The sequence below is a fragment of the Flavobacterium sp. RSB2_4_14 genome (assembly GCF_051547085.1).
Classification (GTDB): domain Bacteria; phylum Bacteroidota; class Bacteroidia; order Flavobacteriales; family Flavobacteriaceae; genus Flavobacterium.
Genome location: NZ_JBPTTL010000003.1, coordinates 80,615 through 102,484, shown reverse-complemented (window position 1 = coordinate 102,484; position 21,870 = coordinate 80,615). Strand labels below are relative to the sequence as shown.

At 32.7% G+C, this 21,870-nt stretch carries 23 protein-coding genes; 13 read left to right on the top strand and 10 right to left on the bottom strand.

Translation table 11 applies throughout. The annotated features are described in order from the left end of the window. The first annotated feature begins 112 nt into the window (after positions 1-112). Positions 113-1,381, top strand: a complete 1,269-nt coding sequence (locus ACSVH2_RS08165; protein WP_438092677.1) for a sterol desaturase family protein — start codon at positions 113-115, stop codon at positions 1,379-1,381. Further along, positions 1,378-2,055, top strand: a complete 678-nt coding sequence (locus ACSVH2_RS08160; RefSeq protein WP_438092676.1) for a lysoplasmalogenase — start codon at positions 1,378-1,380, stop codon at positions 2,053-2,055. Before ACSVH2_RS08165 ends, ACSVH2_RS08160 begins: the two co-directional genes overlap by 4 nt. Here the strand turns inward: ACSVH2_RS08160 and ACSVH2_RS08155 are convergent. The 3 genes from ACSVH2_RS08155 to ACSVH2_RS08145 form a co-directional block, all read right to left on the bottom strand. Beyond that, the gene (locus ACSVH2_RS08155; protein ID WP_438092675.1) at positions 2,052-2,318 is read right to left on the bottom strand and encodes a heavy-metal-associated domain-containing protein; all 267 of its coding nucleotides are present in this window, start codon (positions 2,316-2,318) and stop codon (positions 2,052-2,054) included. The two genes, ACSVH2_RS08160 and ACSVH2_RS08155, sit on opposite strands and share 4 nt — an antisense overlap. A 73-nt stretch (positions 2,319-2,391) precedes the next feature. Further along, entirely contained in the window at positions 2,392-2,805 is a 414-nt protein-coding gene (locus ACSVH2_RS08150) for a DUF6691 family protein (RefSeq protein WP_438092674.1), read from the bottom strand. A 3-nt stretch (positions 2,806-2,808) separates the two neighbouring features. Next, complete coding sequence (locus ACSVH2_RS08145; protein ID WP_438092673.1) at positions 2,809-3,366, bottom strand: YeeE/YedE family protein; 558 nt, start codon at positions 3,364-3,366, stop codon at positions 2,809-2,811. Positions 3,367-3,464: 98 nt separating this feature from the next. On the opposite strand from ACSVH2_RS08145, the gene ACSVH2_RS08140 reads away from it, so the two are divergent. The 5 genes from ACSVH2_RS08140 to ACSVH2_RS08120 all read left to right on the top strand — a co-directional run bounded on the left by ACSVH2_RS08140 (position 3,465) and on the right by ACSVH2_RS08120 (position 9,436). Beyond that, complete coding sequence (locus ACSVH2_RS08140) at positions 3,465-3,953, top strand: DUF4199 domain-containing protein (RefSeq protein WP_438092672.1); 489 nt, start codon at positions 3,465-3,467, stop codon at positions 3,951-3,953. A 32-nt stretch (positions 3,954-3,985) separates the two neighbouring features. Beyond that, positions 3,986-4,444 carry a 2-dehydro-3-deoxyphosphooctonate aldolase gene (locus ACSVH2_RS08135; protein ID WP_438092671.1) on the top strand — a complete coding sequence of 153 codons (459 nt, stop codon included), beginning with the start codon at positions 3,986-3,988 and terminating at the stop codon, positions 4,442-4,444. A 68-nt stretch (positions 4,445-4,512) separates the two neighbouring features. After that, positions 4,513-5,331, top strand: a complete 819-nt coding sequence (gene kdsA, locus ACSVH2_RS08130; RefSeq protein WP_438092670.1) for a 3-deoxy-8-phosphooctulonate synthase — start codon at positions 4,513-4,515, stop codon at positions 5,329-5,331. A 19-nt stretch (positions 5,332-5,350) separates the two neighbouring features. Next, positions 5,351-6,199: a hypothetical protein gene (locus ACSVH2_RS08125; protein WP_438092669.1), complete on the top strand. Its 849-nt coding sequence runs from the start codon at positions 5,351-5,353 to the stop codon at positions 6,197-6,199. Between the two features lie 36 nt (positions 6,200-6,235). Beyond that, a complete protein-coding gene (locus tag ACSVH2_RS08120) occupies positions 6,236-9,436 on the top strand; it encodes a gliding motility-associated C-terminal domain-containing protein (RefSeq protein WP_438092668.1) in 3,201 nt (1,066 codons plus the stop codon). A 52-nt stretch (positions 9,437-9,488) separates the two neighbouring features. Here ACSVH2_RS08120 and ACSVH2_RS08115 read toward each other — a convergent pair whose 3' ends face one another. Further along, positions 9,489-10,859 carry a M28 family peptidase gene (locus tag ACSVH2_RS08115; RefSeq protein ID WP_438092667.1) on the bottom strand — a complete coding sequence of 457 codons (1,371 nt, stop codon included), beginning with the start codon at positions 10,857-10,859 and terminating at the stop codon, positions 9,489-9,491. 85 nt (positions 10,860-10,944) lie between these two features. Here ACSVH2_RS08115 and ACSVH2_RS08110 point away from each other — a divergent pair, with 85 nt between their 5' ends. Genes ACSVH2_RS08110 through ACSVH2_RS08090 form a run of 5 tightly spaced genes read left to right on the top strand, consistent with a single transcriptional unit; the run spans position 10,945 to position 14,586 of the window. Further along, positions 10,945-11,568 (top strand): hypothetical protein, encoded by a 624-nt coding sequence (locus ACSVH2_RS08110; protein ID WP_438092666.1) that lies wholly within the window; start codon positions 10,945-10,947, stop codon positions 11,566-11,568. Positions 11,569-11,572: 4 nt separating this feature from the next. Continuing rightward, entirely contained in the window at positions 11,573-11,869 is a 297-nt protein-coding gene (locus ACSVH2_RS08105) for a winged helix-turn-helix domain-containing protein (protein ID WP_438092665.1), read from the top strand. Between the two features lie 57 nt (positions 11,870-11,926). Continuing rightward, positions 11,927-12,577, top strand: coding sequence for a DUF1361 domain-containing protein (locus ACSVH2_RS08100; protein ID WP_438092664.1), 651 nt, complete (start codon positions 11,927-11,929; stop codon positions 12,575-12,577). A 3-nt stretch (positions 12,578-12,580) separates the two neighbouring features. Beyond that, positions 12,581-13,936, top strand: a complete 1,356-nt coding sequence (creD, locus tag ACSVH2_RS08095; RefSeq protein WP_438092663.1) for a cell envelope integrity protein CreD — start codon at positions 12,581-12,583, stop codon at positions 13,934-13,936. Positions 13,937-13,965: 29 nt separating this feature from the next. Then, positions 13,966-14,586 (top strand): hypothetical protein, encoded by a 621-nt coding sequence (locus ACSVH2_RS08090; RefSeq protein WP_438092662.1) that lies wholly within the window; start codon positions 13,966-13,968, stop codon positions 14,584-14,586. Positions 14,587-14,634: 48 nt separating this feature from the next. On the opposite strand, the gene ACSVH2_RS08085 is transcribed toward ACSVH2_RS08090, so the two are convergent. The 6 genes from ACSVH2_RS08085 to ACSVH2_RS08060 form a co-directional block, all read right to left on the bottom strand. Then, positions 14,635-15,681: an o-succinylbenzoate synthase gene (locus ACSVH2_RS08085; protein WP_438092661.1), complete on the bottom strand. Its 1,047-nt coding sequence runs from the start codon at positions 15,679-15,681 to the stop codon at positions 14,635-14,637. 1 nt (position 15,682) lies between these two features. Then, positions 15,683-16,360: a metal-dependent hydrolase gene (locus ACSVH2_RS08080; RefSeq protein WP_438092660.1), complete on the bottom strand. Its 678-nt coding sequence runs from the start codon at positions 16,358-16,360 to the stop codon at positions 15,683-15,685. 15 nt (positions 16,361-16,375) lie between these two features. Then, complete coding sequence (locus ACSVH2_RS08075; RefSeq protein WP_438092659.1) at positions 16,376-17,299, bottom strand: 1,4-dihydroxy-2-naphthoate polyprenyltransferase; 924 nt, start codon at positions 17,297-17,299, stop codon at positions 16,376-16,378. 81 nt (positions 17,300-17,380) lie between these two features. Beyond that, positions 17,381-18,883 (bottom strand): PH domain-containing protein, encoded by a 1,503-nt coding sequence (locus ACSVH2_RS08070; RefSeq protein WP_438092658.1) that lies wholly within the window; start codon positions 18,881-18,883, stop codon positions 17,381-17,383. Next, on the bottom strand, positions 18,883-19,398 hold the full coding sequence (locus ACSVH2_RS08065) for a PH domain-containing protein (RefSeq protein WP_438092657.1): 516 nt from the start codon (positions 19,396-19,398) through the stop codon (positions 18,883-18,885). Before ACSVH2_RS08065 ends, ACSVH2_RS08070 begins: the two co-directional genes overlap by 1 nt. Positions 19,399-19,442: 44 nt before the next feature. After that, the gene (locus ACSVH2_RS08060; protein ID WP_438092656.1) at positions 19,443-20,282 is read right to left on the bottom strand and encodes a 1,4-dihydroxy-2-naphthoyl-CoA synthase; all 840 of its coding nucleotides are present in this window, start codon (positions 20,280-20,282) and stop codon (positions 19,443-19,445) included. A gap of 312 nt (positions 20,283-20,594) precedes the next feature. Here ACSVH2_RS08060 and ACSVH2_RS08055 point away from each other — a divergent pair, with 312 nt between their 5' ends. Then, the gene (locus tag ACSVH2_RS08055) at positions 20,595-21,839 is read left to right on the top strand and encodes an MFS transporter (RefSeq protein ID WP_438092655.1); all 1,245 of its coding nucleotides are present in this window, start codon (positions 20,595-20,597) and stop codon (positions 21,837-21,839) included. Positions 21,840-21,870 lie beyond the last annotated feature (31 nt).

Sequence of the window (21,870 nt, the reverse complement as noted above, 5' to 3'; positions counted from 1 at the left end):
TAATAGATGAAGCTCTAAAATAAAACTTGAATCTTAGTTAAGAAATTATGTTTAAAATGTTTGATAGATTCACACTATTATAATTTATATATTTGAATTTGAATTTATAGAGATGGAACAATACGGCAAAATTTTATTGATTGCAATGCCCTTTTTTCTATTACTGATTGTAATTGAAAAAACATACGGCTATTTCAAAGGTGTCAATCATGCTCCAATGATGGACAGCATTTCAAGCATCAGTTCGGGAATGACTAATGCTGTGAAAGATGCTTTAGGATTAAGTATTGCTATTATTTCCTATGAATGGATGGTTTCACATTTGGCTTTGTGGCATTTAAATGAAACTGTCCTTATTTATGTAGTAGCATTTTTCACCATTGACTTTTATGGCTACTGGAGCCACCGATGGGCACATCAAATCAATTTTTTTTGGAACAAACATGCTATTCATCATAGTAGTGAAGAATTTAATTTGGCTTGTGCCTTGCGTCAACCCATTTCTAGTTTTGTGAGTTTATTTACTTTTTTATTATTGCCTGCGGCTATTTTTGGTATTCCATCAAATGTGATTGCGATTACTTTACCCATTCATTTGTTCCTTCAATTTTGGTATCATACGCGTTACATTGGTAAGCTTGGATTTTTGGAAAAAATAATTGTTACACCTTCTCACCACAGAGTGCATCATGCTATTAATCCCGAATATATGGATAAAAATCATGGACAGATATTTATTTTTTGGGATAAACTTTTTGGTACTTTTCAAGAAGAATTAGAAACTGTTCCTCCTGTTTTTGGCATTACGCGACCTGTAGAAACTTGGAATCCAATCCGAATTAATTTTCAGCATTTGTGGCTTTTAATAAAAGATGCCTATCACGCTGATAATTGGAAAGACAAACTCACTATTTGGTTTAAACCTACGGGTTGGCGTCCAAAAGATTTTGAAACTAAATATCCAGTTAAAAAAATTACTGATGTTTATCGATTTGACAAATATGGAAAGCAACATTCGTCACTTTTAATGTATTGGTCATTAATACAATTGTTTGCTACCTTAGGTTTGATAAGCTACCTTTTTGGAGATATCGCAACCATTGGTTTGCCCAATATATTTGTGTATGGCTTTTTTATTTTTCTTACCATTTATAGTTACACCGAATTGATGGACACTCGAAAATTTTCAGTTTTTTGGGAAGGTTTTCGTTTCCTTTTTTCAATAGGAATTATTACCTATTATGGCGATTGGTTTGGGATGAATAGTCTATTTCCTTATGCTTCAATTATCTTAATTTCCTATTTTAGTATCTCATTACTCATGAGTTTGTATTTTGTTTTTGTAGATTTCAAACAATTTAAAACACCAAAAACGATATGATTACCTCATCAAATTCATTAAAAGGTTTTTTAGTTTTTAGCTTTTTGTATTTGGCTATTGTGTTGTTCAATTTTGAAACTATTAGTTGGTTTTTGAAACCTTTCTTAATACCATTTCTTTTTTATACTGTTTTGAATTCAACACCATTTACTACTAAAAAGTGGTTACTTTTAGCGCTACTTTTCTCTTGGATTGGGGATTGTATTTTACTTTTTGCAGATAAAGGAGAATTGTATTTTATCTTCGGGTTAGTTTCTTTTTTGATAGCGCATGTACTTTTGATTACTCTTTTTGTAAAACAAAAATCAAGTGCTAGTCACAAACAACATAAAGGTTTTTGGATAGGTTTTGTATTGGTATTACTGTATCTATTCGGTATGTTATTTTTATTAATTCCAAAATTAGGAGAATTAAAAATGCCTGTAGAAATTTATGCTATTATTATTTCGCTAATGTTGATTGAAACCGTAAAAGGAGTTTTCAATTGGAACGATAAATCCAAATATTTAGTACTATTTGGTGCCGTATTCTTTGTTACATCTGATAGCATTTTGGCTTTCAATAAATTTTACACACCTATACCTTTAGCATCATTTTGGATAATGTCAACCTATTTGATAGCTCAATTTTGCATTACTATTGGAGTCTTAAAAATGAATGAAACTAAATCTTAATTCATTCTTCCGATAGCACAACTTACAAATGATTTTGCTTTTGTTCCAAGAGAATTGTCGTCTCCTTGTTCTGGATAACCAATGGATTTAAGTGTTTCTTTAACGTTCTGTAGTGCCAAATCATCAGTATATTCAAAGGCAACTTCATTATCATCAACAATAACTTTTACATTAGTAATATTTGATAATTCACTCAATTTCTTTGTGATGGTATTTGCACAACCGCCACATTTTAAATTCTGAATTTTAACGGTAGTTTTCATTTTACTATTATTTTTTACAAAGTTACAATTAAAACAAAGAGTAAAGAATAATAACCATCTCGATTTCAATAATTTAATGTGGTAATTTGTCTTTTAAAACTCCATATAAAAATGTTCCAAAAACAGCACCAATTAAAACCAATCCAACACTGAAAAATCCTGCGCCTAAAAGAATAAAAATTGGTCCAGGGCAAGCACCAACCATGGCCCATCCTAATCCGAAAAGAATACCACCAATCCAATATCGAGCATTCCCTTTTTCTTTGTCTTGAATATAAAATGGATGACCATCATAATTCTTCCACTTTTTTCTTTTAATGAATTGAATGCTAATTAATCCGGTTGCAATGGCCGTCATAATAATGCCATACATGTGAAATGATTGAAACTGAAACATTTCATAAATTCGATACCAAGAAACTGCTTCCGCTTTTGTTAAAACAATACCAAAAATAAATCCAACAATACAATATTTTAATAAATTCATGGTTTAAAAAATTAGAGGTAAAATAAAATGAGCCATAATCAAGCCACCGATAAAAAACCCAATGACTGCTTTTAAAGACGGTAATTGCAAATTACTTATACCAGCAATGGCATGCCCAGAAGTACAACCTCCAGCATATCGTGAACCAAAACCAATCAAAATTCCTCCAAGGATGAGGATAAAAATCATTTTTGGTGATTGAAAAATTTGATTACCAAATAAAGTATCTGGCAATAACTTTCCATTAGGAGCATCAATTCCCATTGCGGTTAATTGAGAAATGGTTTTAGGATTTAAGGTTACATTGGAAGCATCACTCAAGAAATGAACAGCGACAAATCCGCCTATCATAGCTCCAAAAACAACGGCAAGATTCCAGCGTTGTGATTTCCAATCCCAATCAAAAAAAGGAACTTTTCGTCCAACACCAGTCATAGCACACAATGAGCGAAGGTTAGAGGACATTCCAAAAACCTTTCCAAAATAATTTAAAGAAAGCATGACCATTGCTATCAAAAATCCGGCAATTGACCAATGCCAAGTTTGCGTTATAAATTCCATTTCAATTTTTTTTTACAAAAATAGAAATATAAACTAGTTTGTAGCAACTAATATTTATTGAAAATAAAGTAATTTTGAAATCAAATCTAACACTGAAAATGAAAAATTACAACATAGAAATAAAATGGACAATCCGCTTTATATTATTGGTATTAGCTTGGGCCATTGGTGAAAAATTTATCGGATTACATGATATTTACATTGAACATTATGGCATATATACTAATCTATTCATTATACCAGCTTTTCTTTTTTATTATTTGGCACTAAGCGAAAAGAAAAAATACTTTTATGAGGGCAAAATGAGTTTTTCACAAGGGTTTGTAAGTGGTATTATTTTATCTTTTTTAATAGCGTTGTTAATGCCAATGGCACAATTTGTAATATACAAAAGCATAACACCTCATTTTTTTGATAATGTTATTGAATACAAATTAAAGCACAACTACATGACTTTAGAAAATGCCAAAACCTTCTTCAATTTAAAAACGTATATGATTGAAAGTTCCTTTGGTGCATTGTCTAAAGGTATCGTAACAGGAGCCATTTTTTCCTTTTTTATCAGAACAAAAAATAACGTAGCATGATTATTGCGTAACCGTAAAAAACTTTTAATACCATGAAAAAAATAATAAAACTTTCGGTAGTTGTTATTTTACTTTCTTTTTTTTCATCTTGTGTAAGCACACAATCTACGTTGAAAAATGTAGATGATAAAGCACCTATTCCAACAATTTCAAAAAACAATACTTTTGTTTTAACCGAATACAGCAAAGACAAAAATTATGGTTATGAACCAGATTATCCTATAAATGTTTTTTATAAAAACACGAAAGATGAAAATCTGAATGCAGAGCGATTTCTAAATGCATTGGCTGGTCCAAAAGGGGAAAAAATCACATATACCAAGCTCGAAAGTTGTTGTCCGTTTCCAACAAAAAGAAGCGAAATGGGAGCAGGTTTTTTGGATGTTTATGAGTTAAAATGGGAAGGTCAAAGCAAACCTATAAATCTATATTTAAACATATATGAAAAAGGGTATTTATTGGTTCCTGTGGGACTTTCAATAAAAAAATAAGACCTCAAATTATAAATTCACCATTATTAATTTATTGCTAACTTTGCACCTTAAAAATTCAATATATCATGAATATAAATTCCATTCCACAAATTAAGAATGTAGATAGTGGAAATTTCTTTGTTCTCGCTGGTCCTTGCGCTATTGAAGGAGAAGAAATGGCGATGAGAATTGCAGAAAAACTAGTAAAAATCACAGACAAATTAGCAATTCCATATGTTTTTAAAGGATCATTTAAAAAAGCCAATCGTTCTAGAATTGACAGTTTTTCAGGAATTGGTGATGAAAAAGCTTTAAAAATACTTCGTAAAGTTTCTGAAACATTTCATATTCCTACGGTAACGGATATTCATACTAATGAAGATGCAGCTATGGCAGCACAATATGTGGATGTATTGCAAATCCCAGCTTTTTTAGTGCGTCAAACTGATTTGGTTGTCGCAGCGGCCAATACTGGCAAAGTAGTTAATCTAAAAAAAGGCCAATTCATGAGTCCTGAAAGCATGAAACATGCTGTTCAAAAAGTGTTGGATTGTAATAATCAAAATGTGATGGTTACGGATAGAGGAACTATGTTTGGCTACCAAGACATGATTGTTGATTTTCGAGGTATTCCAACCATGCAACAGTATGCCACAACCGTTTTAGATGTTACTCATTCACTACAACAACCTAATCAAACTACTGGCGTAACTGGTGGAAGACCTGACATGATTGAAACCATTGCCAAAGCAGGAATTGCTGTTGGTGTAGATGGTATTTTCATAGAAACTCATTTTGATCCAGCTAATGCAAAAAGTGATGGTGCCAATATGCTTCATTTAGACTATTTTGAAAGTCTAATGACCCGATTAGTTGCTATCAGACAAACCATAAATCAGTTTTAATATTTATCTACCTATAATTTTGAAAAAAATAATTTTATTTTCAATTCTGTCTTTTATAGCAAGTCCTCAAACTATCTTTTCACAAGACACCATCGCTAAAACACCTGTCAGATATACAGCCCATAATAAAGGGAAAATATATGTTTATTGGGGTGGAAATCGGGAAAATTTTACAGAATCAGACATTCATTTTGAAGGAAATAATTATAATTTTACTTTGTATGACGTTGTTGCTCATGACAAACCAAAAGGCTGGCATGTTGATTATGTAAACCCTTCAAGGATGACTATTCCGGAAACCAATTTTAGAATTGGGTATTTCATTAACGACCATTATAATATTTCCCTTGGACTCGACCATATGAAGTATGTAATGGAACAAAATCAAGAGGTAAATATAAATGGTACCATAAATGAAGGAACACCATTTGATGGTTCTTACTCGAATGAACCCATTACTCTAACCGAAGATTTTTTAACTTTTGAACATACCGATGGCTTGAATTACATCAATACAGAATTTTGTAGAGTAGATGATATTTCACATATTTTCAAAGTCAAAAACACTGATAAATTCCAATTAAATATAACCGAAGGTGTTGGTGCAGGCTTATTATACCCTAAAACAAATGCGATGCTACTCGGAAAAGAAAGGCATGATGACTTTCATTTTTCTGGCTACGGTGTTTCTGCAAAAGTGGGGCTTAACTTTACCTTTTTCAAATACTTTTTTGTGCAAACAGAATTAAAAGGAGGTTATATTGACATGAATGATATCCGAACAACCAGTAGTCCTTCTGATACTGCTTCGCAACATTTTTTCTTTCTTCAACGAATTATTGCTTTTGGCGGAATTTTTAAAGTGTAATTTTTATTATTAACTTTAGTGCTTTAAAATTCTATTATGAAAAAAATTGCACTAAACTTTTTATTAATATTACTTTCCACATCAACCAATTCGCAGGTTACTTTTAAAGATTTTGCATCAGCAAAAGAGGCTAACGTAGTACCCTATTTTTCAATTAATAGTACGCTAGTTGTTCCTCTTTTTCTTCCTCCAGCACCAATTTGTAATGGAGATGTTGCTCCTGTATTACCTTTAACTTCTGAAAATGGTATTACAGGAACTTGGTTGCCAGCAATTGTAGATAATACACAAACAGCTACTTATACCTTTACACCAAATGCAGGTCAATCCGCTTCAAGCACGACCATGGTGGTAACCGTTTATCAAAATTGTGCTATAGGAAGTTTCGCCAGTGCCGTTTGGTTAACCAATTGTGCTTCGAATAATTTCTTCAATACTGTTGGTTCTGGTGCTTCTATTATTGGTCCAGCTCAAAATATTTTTCCAAACAATGATTTTGGAACTTATATTTCAAATTCAGGTACTTTTAAATTAAGAGGTGGAGAAGTTAAGACTTTCAAAACACCTTCAGCCAATATGTGTAGTGCGCGATTACATTATAGGATTTATCCACAATCAGGAACTCCTGGAGTTTTCACTGTTTTGGATTTACCCTTTTTTAATAATTGTGTAAGTGGTTCTTTCCCAAGCGGTGGTCCTTGTAATACTGGTGATCAAAAATGGCAAAGAGTATTGAATGATAGTCAATCTCCTATTGATTTAACCGCTTTTCCTCCAGGAAATTACGTAATTGAAGTATTTTATGATATCACTGGTGATGTAAATTCAACAACCCAATGTGATGATACTATTGTAATTAATAATAATGGCGCTAATTTTATAGCTTACTATACTTTACAAAACAACCCAACCTATACTTTTACCAATCCAACAAGTTGTGGTGCTTCGGATGGTTCAATTACTATTGAAAATTTAGCACCTGACACTACTTTTAGTTTGACATATTCCGATGATACAACTATCATTGGTCCAATAACAATCAATTCAAATGCTACTGGACAAGCAATTCTATATGGTTTAAATGCTGGAGTATATTCTAACTTTAACTATACCGTGAATGGTTGTGCATTTTCAACTACAAATACAGTGACCTTGACGGAACAACCAGTAACGCCAACATTTAATCCTATTGCACCAATATGCGCAGGCGATACAATAAGTCCTCTTCCAACCGTTTCCAATGAAGGAATTAGTGGTACTTGGACACCTGCTTTAAATAATCAAGCAACAACTACTTATACTTTTACTCCGAATTCCATTAATCCATCACCTATTAATTTAATAGTCAATGGAGATTTTTCTCAAGGAAACACAGGTTTCACTACAGATTACCAATTTATTACTAATGCAGGACTTGGTGGTATTCAAAGAGCGTATGGGATAGTTACCACAGCCAACTCATGGTTTCAATTTTTTCCTCCATGTTTTAGTAATTCTCCATCAGGAGGAAATATGATGGTGGTAGATGGCTCAACTTCAAATGGTGGAAATGATAAAGTTTGGGGTCAAACAGTAGCCGTTCAACCAAATCAAACCTATACGTTTAGTTATTGGTTGCAAACAATTGCCATGCCAAATCCCGCAGTGATTGAAGTTACCATTAATGGCGTTTCTATTGGAAGTATAACTGCTCCTTTAAACAACTGTCAAACTACTCAATATACATATACTTGGAATTCTGGTTCCAATACAACAGCACAAATAGCTATTTATGATAGAATCTTACCCTCAAATGGTAATGATTTTTCATTAGATGATATATCACTTGTTGCTAACACCAGTAGTCCATGTGTTACGACAACTACACTTACTATTACTGTTAACCAACCTACTCAGGCAACATTTGCTCCTATTCCAGCTATTTGTTCAGGTGGAATTGCGCCTACATTACCTGCAACTTCACTAGAAGGATTTACAGGAACTTGGTCTCCAAGTATAGTTGATAATACCCAATCCTTACTATATACTTTTACTCCAACGGCAAATCAATGTGCTATAGCTGGTTCGGTTGCTATAACAGTAAATCCTTCAATAGTACCAACATTTGGAATCGGAACAAATATTTCAGCTTGTGAAGGAGTTTCTTTGCAAGTAGTATTACCAACAACATCAGATAATGGAATAACAGGAACCTGGAATCCTTCAACTTTAGATTATTCAATTGTTGGAACAACAGTATATACTTTTACACCTTCAACTGGAATTTGTGCCAATATAACAACATTAACAGCAGTTATAAATCCTAATATCACTCCAACATTTACTCAAGTAACTCCTATTTGTTTTGGCGGACAATTGAATCCTTTACCTTCAACATCTTTAGAAGGAATTACAGGTACATGGTCACCAGCACTCAATAATTTGGCTACTACAACGTATACGTTTACTCCAACAACCGGTTTATGTGCTGTATCAAGTACAATGACTATAACGGTTAATCCTTATATTACTCCAACATTTAATGCTATTGCACCTTTGTGTGTTGGCGAAACTTCTCCTTCACTTCCAGTTACATCTATTGAAGGAATTTCTGGAACATGGTCTCCTTCTTCAATTAATAACACTGCTTCTGGAATTTATACATTCACACCAAGTAGTGGCGAGTGTGCTACTAATGGAAGTCTTTCTGTAACTGTTCAAGATGGATTCGATTTTGAAATAAGTGGAGGTTGTGTGGATTTTAAATTCATCCTTGAAGTAAAAGCTTTAAATAATAGTTTTGATATCAGTACAGCAAATTTTGAATGGTTCAACAGTAGCCAACAATCAGTTGGAAACAACTCAAACACTTTTAATGTTACTGAATATTTAAATTCTACCACTGCCATCGAAGAATTACCTATTACTTTCTCAGTAACCGTGTCTACTTCAAATGGTTGTTATAAAACCGAACCAATGACATTAGACAGAATATTTTGTGGCATTCAAAAAGGAATTTCTCCTAATAATGATGGAGATAATGAGTTTTTTGATTTACAATTGTTGAATGTGAAACACTTGAGCATTTTTAATCGTTACGGAATGAAAGTATTCAACAAAAGCAACTATACTAATGAATGGGTTGGTCAATCTGATCAAGGTGATGAATTGCCAGATGGAACATATTACTATGTGATTGACTTTAATGACAATTTACCTTCAAAAACGGGTTGGATTTATAAAATATCTGAAAAGTAAAAGTAAAAACGTCCCGAAAATCGGGATGTTTTTTTTTCATTCTTGGTTATAATTAATCAATCCCATATTGATCAAACAAATACATTAGCGAAGCCATGGTAGCAGCACCCAATTCCAATTCTCTTTTATTCACTGCATCAAAAGTGTCATTGGCTGCGTGATGGTGATCAAAATAGCGTTGAGAATCCGGTTTTAATCCTGCTTTTACTATTTTTTTCGAGGTTAATGGATTGATGTCTGCACCGGTTCCTCCTTTTACAAAACTGTGGATGAGATAGGGTTCAAATAAGGGTTTCCAGTTTGTTATTTTAGTAAAATTAGCATCATCACATTCAAAGGAAAATCCTCTTGGAGAAAATCCACCCGAATCACTTTCTAACGCAAAGATGTGATTTTCATTAGTATTCTTTGCTACTTCTTCGTACTTCTTTCCGCCATTTCCACCGTTTTCCTCATTCATAAAAAGTACTACTCTAATCGTGTTTTTAGGTTTGTAATTTATTTTTTTGAAGATTTCCAAAACACTCATACTTTGTACACATCCCGCACCATCATCATGAGAACCATCGGCTAAATCCCAAGAATCTAAATGTCCGCCAACCACCATGATTTTTTCAGGATGTTCTGAACCCTTAATTTCTCCTATAACATTATACGAAAGCACATCATCATAATGTTGACACGATTGTTTCATAAAGAATTGTAAACGACTGTTTTCTTTTAATTTTTTGCTCAATAATTCTGCTCCATTTGTACTAATAGCAGCTGTAGGTATGTATTGCGATTTTGGCAAATCACCATAGCTTTGAGCACCAGTATGCGGAAAATCGTCCAATCTTAAATTCATAGAACGAACAATGGTTGCTACTGCACCAAACTTTGCTGCTTCTTTGGCACCAGCATATCTTTGATCAACACAATTGCCATAGGATTTGCCAGTTTCTATATTTTCTGGTTCCATTGGTCGATTGTAAAAAACAATTTTCCCTTTTATTTTATCAACACCTAGAGTTTCTAGTTCTTTTATACTTTTCACTTCTATAACCTCAGCGGTAATTCCACTTTTAGGCGTAGCAATTGAACCGCCTAGGGCACAAATAGGAACAATAGTTTTTGTTTTTTTATCCAATATATAAGCCGTTTCTTTTTCGCCTCTAACCCATTTTGGCACCATCACTTCCTGAAGATAGACTTTGTCCAATCCTAAACTTTCTAATTGTTGCTTGGTGTAAGCCACTCCTTTCGCAGCACCTTCAGAACCCGATAAACGCGAACCGACTTTATTGGATAAATCGTCCAACCATGAGTAACATTTAGAATTAGTCAATGCTGTTTTGTAAATTGTAGACAACGTTTGTTCGTCTTTATTTTGGGCATGTAGCAATACAGAAAACAAAGGCAAAAAGAAAAGGATTTTTTTCATGGAATAATTTTTACCAAAAATAAACGAAAAAACATTTGGTCACAGAAAAAATATTTATTTACTTTGTATTTCAAAGTACTTTAATATGGAAAATAAAGATTATCTAAAAGACATTCAAGACATCAAACAAATGATGACGCAATCCTCACGATTTATTTCGTTAAGTGGTATATCAGGAATATTGGCTGGAATTTATTCTTTGATTGCAACATGGTTGGCCTACAAAACCATATACTTTGACACTTCCACCCTTGGTTCTTATGAAAATTTAGTTATTTCCTACGATGCAGTAGTACGATTATTTGTTATTGCAGCATCACTAATGATTGTTTCTATTTTTACTGGATTGCTGTTAAGCTTGAGAAAAGCTGCAAAAGCAAATGAGAAAATATGGAATCCAACATCTAAAAGACTATTGATTAACTTTTTAATTCCTTTGTTAACTGGTGGATTTTTTATCGTTTTCCTTATCGAAAAAAACATTTTCGGACTTGTAGCGCCTTTAACATTGATCTTTTATGGTTTAGCTTGTGTCAATGCCAGCAAATATACTCTTGGCGATGTTCGCTATTTAGGAATTACCATGATAATATTAGGATTATTATCAACATGGTTCTTGGGTTATGGTTTATTATTTTGGGCATTAGGATTTGGAGTTTGCCACATTTTATATGGTAGCATTATGTATTTTAAATATGATAGAAATTAATTGAATGAAAAGCATCATCCATAACATCAACAAAGCTTTTGACCATCGAATACGCCTTGGCATCATGTCTATATTAATGGTAAACGAAAGTGCCGATTTTAATATGCTAAAAGAATTACTTGGCGTTACCGATGGAAACCTTGCCAGTCATACAAAAGCACTAGAAACCGAAAATTATATTATGATAGAAAAGCAATTTATTGGTAAAAAACCAAATACACGTTATATCGCTACGGCGGAAGGAAAAAAAGCATTCAAGGAACATATTGATGCACTAGAAAAATTATTATCAAAAAACTAACGCTATTTTTTTATTCATATACTTTGAAATTCAAAGTACTTTTAAACTAATTAAAACATGAACAAAATCGTAACCATTTATTTTCTTAACAAAAAACAAAATTCAGTTTTAATACTGTTAGCATTGCTATCATTGACTTTGATACTATTGCGTGTAAAAATTACGCATGACATTTATTTGCTCTTTTTGATTTGGAATCTTTTTCTGGGCTATGCTCCTTATTTCCTTTCATCTAAAATAAGAACCACAATTCCTGGAACTTTTCTTTTCTATTTACTTTTAATTACTTGGCTACTTTTTTTGCCAAATGCATTCTATCTAATCACAGATTTTGTTCATCTTCATCACACCAATGCCATACTCTATATTTTTGATATTGTACTGTTAAGCTGTTTTACAATTGCAGGATTTTATTCAGGCATACTCTCTTTATTTGATATTCATTTCTTATTACAGATGAAATATTCATCAAAAATAGCTAGACTACTAATTGTCATAATTATTTACCTATCCGCTTTTGGAATATACCTTGGAAGAATACTTCGTTTTAACAGTTGGGATGTTCTCCATAATCCTTTTGACCTTTTTAACAGCATGTTAAAGAGTATTTCCTATTTCAATACTAATCTATTTACCATCACTTTAGGAACCTTTATTTTAATTATTTATAGTTTCTCATATTCATTAATAAACAAAAAAACAATTTAACTCATGGAAAATCAAGAAAATCAAAACACAGAAGGAAAATCATTTTTTCAATCAACAACCGCCAAAATGATTATGGTAGGTTTGCTCACGCTCTTTTTATTAATTCCCTTATTATTTGTTCAGGATTTAATTCAGGAACGCTCTCAACGCAAGTCTGAAATGATCAATGAAGTATCAGAACTTTGGGGAAAAGACATTATTTTTTATGGTCCAATTTTAAGAATTCCATATAATACATTTGAAAACTACAATGTTACTGATACCAAAACTGGGGTTACCACCATTCAGAAAAAAGCAACCACTAATTATGCTTATTTTTTCCCAAATGAATTGAGCAGTAATTCAAACGTAAAGAAAAACGAATCCTTGAAACGAGGTATTTTTAACCACGTAGTTTTCACGGCAGACATGAATTTCAAAGGAAATTTTACGGCTCCTTATTTTTCAAAGCTGAATATTGCTCCCGAAACTATTCAATGGGACAAAGCATCCATCATTGTTAAAACTACCAATTTAAAAAGCATTAAAAGCGAATTAAAAATTCAATTGAACAATGAAAAACTATCCTTTGAACCTCAGAATAATGATAAAAGTGAGTACAGCATTTTAGCAACCAATATCTTCGATTACAAACAATTAGCAAGCAATGACAAAATCAATTTCAATTTTGGAATAACGTATAACGGAAGTAATAGTATCAAGTTTATTCCTATTGGAAAAGTAACGAATGTTGCTATTGATTCGGACTGGAAATCACCAAGTTTTGAAGGTTCTTTTGCGGCCAATGATGCTACCAAAACCATTTCTGCAACAGGATTTCACGTTGATTGGAAAGTATTAGACATCAACAGAACGTTTTCTCAACAATACACCAATGTTTTACCCGATTTGGACGATTACCAATTTGGTGTGAAATTAATTGAAACTGTGGACGAATACCAGCAAAACGAAAGGGTTTCCAAGTATGGTTTCCTAGTTATTGGGCTAACGTTTCTTATTTTCTTCTTAATCCAATCGATAAGCAAAATCAACATCCATATTTTCCAATACTCCATGATTGGAATCGCTTTGATAATGTTCTACACTTTGTTGATATCCATAACAGAGCATAGTAGTTTTAGTTTTGCCTATGCAATTTCGGGAACTGCAGTTGTTGCGATGATTACTATATATTCTATTTCAATACTGAAGAATAGAAAGTTTCCATTGTTTATTGCAACGTCACTTACTGTTTTATATACTTTTATCTATGTGATTATTCAAATGGAGGATTATGCACTTTTAGTAGGTAGTATTGGATTGTTTTTCATACTCGCTGCGGTGATGTATTTCTCTCGAAAAATTGATTGGAGTAAATAAAATGAGTAATATCGTAAAGAAAGAATAACATGGAAATAACAACTTTAATTTATTCGATAGTTTTGATTTTTGTATTTGGAATGTGCAACATAGCTTTAATCATCTTATTTAATCTCAAAAAAACTAATAAATTTTTAATTGTCTTTATAGCTATACTATGGAACTTTGGGATGTCATTTTATGTATTTGAATTATTTCCTGGAGCTGAAAATTACTTTGCTAGCAAACGAATAGAAAGTTGGACTGGTCAGGAAATAAAAGTAAAAGATGTTTATGTTTATGAAGAAGTTGATGGCTTAAATGGAGATGGCTATTCACTGTTTTGCTACGATTTAAAAGATAATCAAAAAATAGATACCGTAAGACTTAAAAAACATTCTATTCAAGATGGGAATTGGGATACTCTAAAATGGGGAAAAGCACCAATTAATCCTTCAGATTCAATCTTTATGGAAAGTGCAATATTTTTAAATCTTAATAACAACAAAGATAGTCTGAGATTAAAAAAAATATATGATATCTTAAGATCAGATAGTTCAAAAAATAGTAGTTATTATTCATTTTTAAAAAAGAAAAATCGGAGTGGCATTTTATTAATGTATTTATCAGTCACCAATAAAAAATTTGTATTAATAAATAGTAGTTCTTAAAAGAATTAAAAAAAACACTTAAAAACCTGTTCTTTCGAACAGGTTTTTTTATTCAAAATTATCTAAGTCAATTTTCCAATCCAAGTCATCTCGATACCAAAGTTGACCTTGAGAAACTTCAAGCGGACAATCAAAATTATTGGTATATAAACTTCCTGTTCCTAAACCTTGCGGCATCAAATTATTTTGTAAAAAAGTAAATTGGACAATCGCATTCAAACCCACATTACTTTCTAAAGCGGAAGTAATCCACCAACCAATATTTAATTTTTCGGCTAATGAAATCCATTCTAAAGTACCACGAAATCCACCGATGAAACTTGGTTTCAAAATGATGTATTGTGGTCTGATTTTTTGCAATAATTGTTCTTTTTCAACAACCGAAAACACACCGATGAGTTCTTCGTCCAAGGCAATGGGCAAATTAGTGTTTTTACACAGAACTGACATCATGTCAGTATGATTTTTTTGTATCGGTTGCTCTATGCTATGTAATTTAAAACCAGTTATTTGATTAATTTTATTTAAAGCTTCATTTTCATTAAAAGCGCCATTCGCATCCACTCTAATCTCGATGGTTTTCTCATCAAAGTTTGCTCTGATAAAGCGCAATAAATCCAATTCTTTGTCAAAATCTATAGCGCCAATCTTGAGTTTTATACAGGTAAAACCTTGTGCAATTTTCTCCTCAATTTGTTGCTTCATGAATGCTTCATCTCCCATCCAAACGAGTCCATTTATGACAATAGATTTTTCCCCTGATGTAAATTTTGACGGAAATAAAACAAACGGATTTTGACTTTTTAAAGACTGAAAAGCCATCTCAATTCCAAACTGAATAGAAGGAAATTCGATTAATGCCTCCCACAATTTTTGCTCACCGAGATGAATATTTTCACAAGTCCATTGTAGTTTTTCTTCATAATCAGGTCTGTCATCAGCAGAAAGTCCACGCAGAATTCCACACTCGCCTATTCCTTTTTTACCGTTTTCTTCGAGTAGAATAAACCACGTTTCTTTGTTGGTCAAAACACCTCTTGAAGTTCCCGAAGGTTGCTTAAAATGAAGTATGTATTTGAAGTAATTTGCGGTCATTTTAGAGTTTAATACTTTCCCCTATTTCCAGCAACATTAAATCTTTGCCAGCATCAAAAAATTTCTTTTTGGCATCATCATGATTGATTACGATAAAACCAAATGTATCAAAATGACATCCTAAAATCTTATCACATTCCACAAAATCAGCGGCAAGTATCGCATCATCTACATCCATTGTAAAACAATTACCGATTGGTAAAATGGCTAAGTCTAATTTGGTTCGCATTGGAATGAGTTTCATATCCATAGTCAAAGCAGTATCGCCCGAAATGTAAATATTTTTATGTTCTCCTTCAATTACAAAACCTCCTGGATTTCCACCATAAGTACCATCAGGAAAAGAACTAGAATGCACAGCAGCAACATATTTTACTTTTCCAAAATCAAACTGCCAACTTCCACCATGATTCATAGGATGATATTGAAATCCTTTATTCCCAAAATAGGTTGCTATTTCCCAATTGGAAACAATCACAGCATTATTGTTTTTGGCAATTACTTCCACATCTTGAATATGATCAAAATGAGCATGTGTGACTAGAATATAATCTGCTTTCATTGTATTGACATCTATATGCGATGCCTTTTCATTACCGGTAATAAATGGATCAATGATGATGTGCTTTCCACTAACTTCAATTCCGATAGTCGAGTGTCCGTAGAATGTTATTTTCATGACTAATTATTTTAATTAAATATAATTTACGACCATATCTGATATAAAAAATATCAAACATAAAGCCAATAAGATTGATAATAAAAACGTACTTATAGCTAATTTTTTCAACTCCGGATCTAATAGTTTAGGGTTTTTATTTCGACTAACAGTCAATAAATGTCCAATCAATGGAAAATAAGCCACTACAAAAATGTATTGATCAAAATGAAATTCATTTAAATAGGCAAATAATAAAACCAGTAACATGGCTGAAATCACTAAGAAATAATGATACTTTTTAGCATTTTCTCCACCCATTTTTACTACGATAGTATTTTTCCCTGCCTTTCTATCACTCTCTTCGTCACGCATGTTATTTAAATTCAAAACGCCCACACTCAAAAAACCAATGGCAGTAGCAGGCAATAAAAGTAACCAATCCATACTTTTTGAAAACATAAAGTACACACCGAAAGTACTCACCAAACCAAAGAAAATAAAAACAAACAAATCACCAAAACCCCTGTAACCGTATGCCCTTTTTCCAACTGTATATCGAATTGCAGAAGCTATAGCCAAAATGCCTAACATCAAAAAGAACAAAGAATACAGGAGATAACTTTCTTTGAAGGCAAAATAAATTAACAACACAGCAAAAGTAAGTGTAACGAAAGAAGTTAACCCAATGGCTTTTTTCATTTCTTGAGGCGTTATAATGCCGCTTTGAATGGCACGTTTGGGTCCAACTCTATCTTCGTTATCTGTTCCTTTCACGCCATCACCATAATCATTGGCAAAATTGGAAAGAATTTGCAATCCCAAAGTGGTCAGCAAAGCAAAAAGTACAATATTCCAATTAAACATTCCTTGCGACATCGCATAAAAACTTCCCACAATAATTCCCGATACCGAAAGCGGTAAAGTTCGAACTCGTGCGGCTTCAATCCAGTGTTTCATTTTATTTAATATTAAATTTTAGATATTAAATTTTAGATATTTGATATTTGATATTCGATATTTAAAATCTAATATTTTTCTTTACATCCAATTGCTATTTGAGGTTTCAATTTCATACAGCCAAATGTTGACATACTCGTTTATTGTATCAAAATTTCCCAACTGGAAAGTAATATTACCGCCAGCTGTATGAATGGTTAATGAACCAATATTTAAACTCTTATGCCAAAATAATTGCGATATCGTTATGGCTTGTATCTTTCCAATTTCAACAATATCATTATCAATATCCCAAGCGCCACTTTGCTTAATAATATGATTTTCATTTATAAATAATCGATAATTTGAAAAACTAAAAAACAATACTGTAGCACAAAATACAACATAAAAAATCACCAAAACAGCATATTCAAAAACGATTTTGTCAATATAATTACCAAAAATATAATAACCAGTTAAAGGTAATACAATTAAAAGAAAAATTGAAAAAACCAATTTTCTAAAATTAGGACGCATGATCGCTCCTTTTTCTGGTAGTTTTTTAAACAATAGTTTCAAAATGGCATCGCGCTCAAATGCAGTGCAACCCGGAACTTCAATTAGCGATTTAGCATCTTGCTTTTCAGCACTTATAGCTTGTTTTATTTTAATTTCAAGCACATTCAATTTCTTTTGCAAGTAGTTTTGTGATACTTTGACAATTTGTACTTTCTCTGGCTTAAGTATAGTGCTTTTAGTATTAATCAACCCATAAGAAAGCAGTAAAGAGCCTTTTTGTTTGGTTATTGTGTAATCGAAAAACTTTAACAGTGTTCGCCCAATATTGATTAAAAACACAACACTAAACATAACAAGCACAAATACCAAACCCGAATACCACAACGAATTTTCGTCAACAAAACCTTCAAATCGCTCTGTACTAATAACATCCTCCGCTCCAGCTTGATGCAAATTTTCATAAATTGTAAAAAAGAAAGTCAAAATCAAACCGACGCTTTTAACGTAGTTAGACGTAATTCCTATTTTTAGCAAACTCAACAAATTAATTTTTATAAAAGGAATAAGGTTATCCTCAAGCTTTAATTCTGAAACTTTTTCTTCAGCGCCAACTGCTTTTCTACCATCATTTTCAAGTAATTTTGATTTTAGAGCAATCGCCATTTCATGAGAAATGGCTTTGATATTTCCCTCTTTGGTATCGCTTCCAGCGGTGTCAACATCTAAAGCATACACGCCAATAATCCGCTGAATTAAAGATTGCTGGATATTTACCTGCTGAATTTTGTGCAACTGAATAGTTGTTTTGGTTTTATTGATTATCCCATCACTGATGATAAACTCGTCGTTTTCATCATCAATGTAGAACGTAAAATTTCTATATTTTAAAAAAGAATAAACAGCCAAGTAAATGAAAATAACCGCTAAAATCAAAAATCCAATGAGAACAGATTTTGTATTGGCTTTCAACAAACTAATCACAATAATAGGCCAAGTGGCTTTAAGAACTTGAAAAACTGACTCTAAAAATATCACTAAAACACCAAACAAAGATTGGCGTTGTGGTTGATTAAAATTTGATTTCATTAAAGCTGTTTTTGAATTTTACCCATTAGCAATTGCTTGATGTTTTTAGCTTGTTCTATTGCTATTCCCGGGATTTCAATATCACTAGAGTTTCCGCCAGCGGTGAATATTTCGACTTTAGCTAAACCAAAAAAACGTGAAATAAAACCTTCATGCACGGCAACATGTTGCACTCTATTATAGGGAATAACCATTGTATTGGTGGAGATAATTCCATTTCTAAAAATAACGTCGTGTTCTCTGAAAGCAAAACCACGTTTGTTAAAGGATATTTTGGCAAAAAACAAGGTGAAAAAAAGTAATAACACAATAAGACCTCCTAAAATTAATGCCATATCCAATAATTCCTCAATAAAAATAACACCGAAAACTGCTGAAAATGTGATTGTAGTATAAACCAATAGAATATTGATAAGGATTACTTTCCAATACTTGGAATGCAACTTATTCAAGTTTACCGCTTCATATCTTGGTAAAGCGGCAATATCAATTGGTTCGTTGGTGAAGTTTTGCATACTATAAAATTAACTTTGTATTAATACTGTTAGCTATACACTAATTAAGGCAACCATTTTTTCTCAAAATTAGGTTTGCGTTTTTCTAAGAAAGCATCTCTACCTTCTTTGGCTTCTTCTGTCATGTAAGCCAAACGTGTTGCTTCGCCTGCAAAGACTTGTTGTCCTACCATGCCATCATCGGTTAAATTCATAGCGAATTTTAGCATTTTGATGGATGTTGGCGATTTAGCCAATATTTCTTGTGCCCATTCATAAGCCGTATCTTCTAACTCTTCATGAGGAATAACGGCGTTTACCATTCCCATTTCAAAAGCTTCCTGAGCGTTATAATTTCTACCTAAAAAGAAAATCTCACGCGCTTTTTTCTGTCCAACCATTTTGGCTAAATAGGCCGAACCATAGCCGCCATCAAAACTCGTTACATCAGCATCAGTTTGTTTAAAAATAGCATGTTCTTTACTTGCCAATGTTAAATCACAAACTACATGCAAACTATGTCCGCCACCAACTGCCCAACCTGGAACAACAGCTATCACAGCTTTTGGCATAAAACGAATTAAACGTTGTACATCCAAAATATTCAATCGATGATAACCATCTTCGCCCACATAACCTTGTTGTCCGCGTGCCTTTTGATCACCACCAGAACAAAAAGAATACACACCATCTTTGGAACTTGGACCTTCGGCAGAAAGCAACACTACACCAATTGAGGTATCTTCTTGAGCATCATGAAAAGCTTGGAGTAACTCAGCAGTAGTTTTTGGACGGAAAGCATTGCGAACATCAGGTCGATTGAATGCAATTCGGGCAACACCATTACATTTCTTATAGGTTATATCTTCAAACACTTTAGCGGTTTGCCATTGTATTGTAGTCATAAATTTAAGTTTTATTTATTCTTGAGAATTAGTGTAAAAATAAATCATTTTTTGACTTATTCACTATGGGTTTTCATATTCTTGTTAATTAAATCTTTCTGCACTTGTGAAGTAAGTTGGAAGAACTAGAAATCATGCTTTGTTGTTTTTGTTTTTTTTGCTTCTAGATATTATTTTTAAAAGTTAAAACTGGCGTTTTCTCTTTTAAAAATCGCACGAAGTGACGAACATAAGATTAAAACGAGACGGCATCCCAAGTTTGGGATATTGTGTATTTTATTTTTTATATATTTATCAAACTAAACCAAACCCATGAAACATTTTACCCGCAATGAAAAATTTAAATTACTATTCAGTTTTCCTGTAATTATTGCAGCTCTTGGCTATTTTGTGGATATATATGATTTATTGCTTTTTGGAATTGTTAGAATTCCTAGTTTAAATGATTTGCATTTGGATGCCGATAAAGTAGGCACTATGATTATCAATTTCCAAATGACAGGAATGATTGTTGGTGGTGTTTTATGGGGAGTTTTTGGAGATAAAAAAGGAAGACTTTCGGTTTTGTTTGGATCTATTTTGATGTATTCATTAGCCAATATTGCTTGTGGACTTTTACCCCAAATTAATTTTGGCGATAAAGCTATGATTTATGCTTGGTTGCGATTCATTGCAGGAGTTGGACTAGCAGGAGAATTGGGTGCGGGAATTACGCTAGTTTCAGAAACATTACCAAAAGAACTTCGCGCTATTGGTACTTCTATAGTAGCAGGCTTTGGTGTTTTAGGAGCAGTTGTGGCTCATTTTACAGTAGAACTTTCTGGGAGTTGGTCAACTGCTTATCTTATTGGTGGCGGTTTAGGTTTGGCTTTATTGGTGTTGCGCATTAGTGTGGTAGAAAGCGGCATGTTCAAATCGGTTAAAGAAAATTCAAAAATTAAAAGAGGTGATTTTTTATCCATTTTTACCCATAAAACACTTTTTATTAAGTACATGAAATGTATTTTGATTGGTGTTCCTATTTGGTATTGTATTGGAATATTGGTTTTTATGGCCAATCAATTTGCACCCGAAATGGGCATTGCCAAAATTGATCCTGCAAAAGCTATCGTGTGGACCTATAGTTTCGGGGCTATTGGTGACTTTTCTAGCGGTTTTATTTCTCATTTGTTGCATTCCCGAAAGAAAACAATTCTTTACATGATGTTATTTACAGCATTAGGCGTTGGATTATTACTTTTTGGTGGAACTAAAACTGAAAACACCTACTATTTCTTTTGTGCATGGATGGGTTTGAGCACTGGATTTTGGGCCATGTTTGTCACGTTAGCTGCCGAACAATTTGGAACTAATTTGCGAAGCACTGCCACCACTAGCATTCCTAATATGGTTCGTGGCTGCGTTCCTTTAATGCTAATCGGATTTGATCAGTTAAAAATGACCCAAAGTGTAATAACTTCAGCAGCAATAGTTGGTGCCATAGTTTTTATACTCGGAATATATTCTGTAATAACGATTAGCGAAACCCATAACAAGCACATGGATTTTTTAGAATAACGAGATATTTCTACCAATTATAATAGTATAA

Bases quoted from the DNA above. Each gene is read 5' to 3' on its own strand.
- kdsA (WP_438092670.1), top strand. From the start codon at position 4,513: ATGAATATAAATTCCATTCCACAAATTAAGAATGTAGATAGTGGAAAT.
- ACSVH2_RS08090 (WP_438092662.1), top strand. From the start codon at position 13,966: ATGGAAATAACAACTTTAATTTATTCGATAGTTTTGATTTTTGTATTT.
- ACSVH2_RS08065 (WP_438092657.1), bottom strand. From the start codon at position 19,398: ATGCAAAACTTCACCAACGAACCAATTGATATTGCCGCTTTACCAAGA.
- ACSVH2_RS08135 (WP_438092671.1), top strand. From the start codon at position 3,986: ATGAAAAAAATAATAAAACTTTCGGTAGTTGTTATTTTACTTTCTTTT.
- ACSVH2_RS08055 (WP_438092655.1), top strand. From the start codon at position 20,595: ATGAAACATTTTACCCGCAATGAAAAATTTAAATTACTATTCAGTTTT.
- ACSVH2_RS08105 (WP_438092665.1), top strand. From the start codon at position 11,573: ATGAAAAGCATCATCCATAACATCAACAAAGCTTTTGACCATCGAATA.
- ACSVH2_RS08165 (WP_438092677.1), top strand. From the start codon at position 113: ATGGAACAATACGGCAAAATTTTATTGATTGCAATGCCCTTTTTTCTA.
- ACSVH2_RS08080 (WP_438092660.1), bottom strand. From the start codon at position 16,360: ATGAAAATAACATTCTACGGACACTCGACTATCGGAATTGAAGTTAGT.
- ACSVH2_RS08100 (WP_438092664.1), top strand. From the start codon at position 11,927: ATGAACAAAATCGTAACCATTTATTTTCTTAACAAAAAACAAAATTCA.
- ACSVH2_RS08145 (WP_438092673.1), bottom strand. From the start codon at position 3,366: ATGGAATTTATAACGCAAACTTGGCATTGGTCAATTGCCGGATTTTTG.
- ACSVH2_RS08070 (WP_438092658.1), bottom strand. From the start codon at position 18,883: ATGAAATCAAATTTTAATCAACCACAACGCCAATCTTTGTTTGGTGTT.
- ACSVH2_RS08140 (WP_438092672.1), top strand. From the start codon at position 3,465: ATGAAAAATTACAACATAGAAATAAAATGGACAATCCGCTTTATATTA.
- ACSVH2_RS08120 (WP_438092668.1), top strand. From the start codon at position 6,236: ATGAAAAAAATTGCACTAAACTTTTTATTAATATTACTTTCCACATCA.
- ACSVH2_RS08085 (WP_438092661.1), bottom strand. From the start codon at position 15,681: ATGACCGCAAATTACTTCAAATACATACTTCATTTTAAGCAACCTTCG.
- ACSVH2_RS08155 (WP_438092675.1), bottom strand. From the start codon at position 2,318: ATGAAAACTACCGTTAAAATTCAGAATTTAAAATGTGGCGGTTGTGCA.
- ACSVH2_RS08110 (WP_438092666.1), top strand. From the start codon at position 10,945: ATGGAAAATAAAGATTATCTAAAAGACATTCAAGACATCAAACAAATG.
- creD (WP_438092663.1), top strand. From the start codon at position 12,581: ATGGAAAATCAAGAAAATCAAAACACAGAAGGAAAATCATTTTTTCAA.
- ACSVH2_RS08075 (WP_438092659.1), bottom strand. From the start codon at position 17,299: ATGAAACACTGGATTGAAGCCGCACGAGTTCGAACTTTACCGCTTTCG.
- ACSVH2_RS08060 (WP_438092656.1), bottom strand. From the start codon at position 20,282: ATGACTACAATACAATGGCAAACCGCTAAAGTGTTTGAAGATATAACC.
- ACSVH2_RS08115 (WP_438092667.1), bottom strand. From the start codon at position 10,859: ATGAAAAAAATCCTTTTCTTTTTGCCTTTGTTTTCTGTATTGCTACAT.
- ACSVH2_RS08160 (WP_438092676.1), top strand. From the start codon at position 1,378: ATGATTACCTCATCAAATTCATTAAAAGGTTTTTTAGTTTTTAGCTTT.
- ACSVH2_RS08150 (WP_438092674.1), bottom strand. From the start codon at position 2,805: ATGAATTTATTAAAATATTGTATTGTTGGATTTATTTTTGGTATTGTT.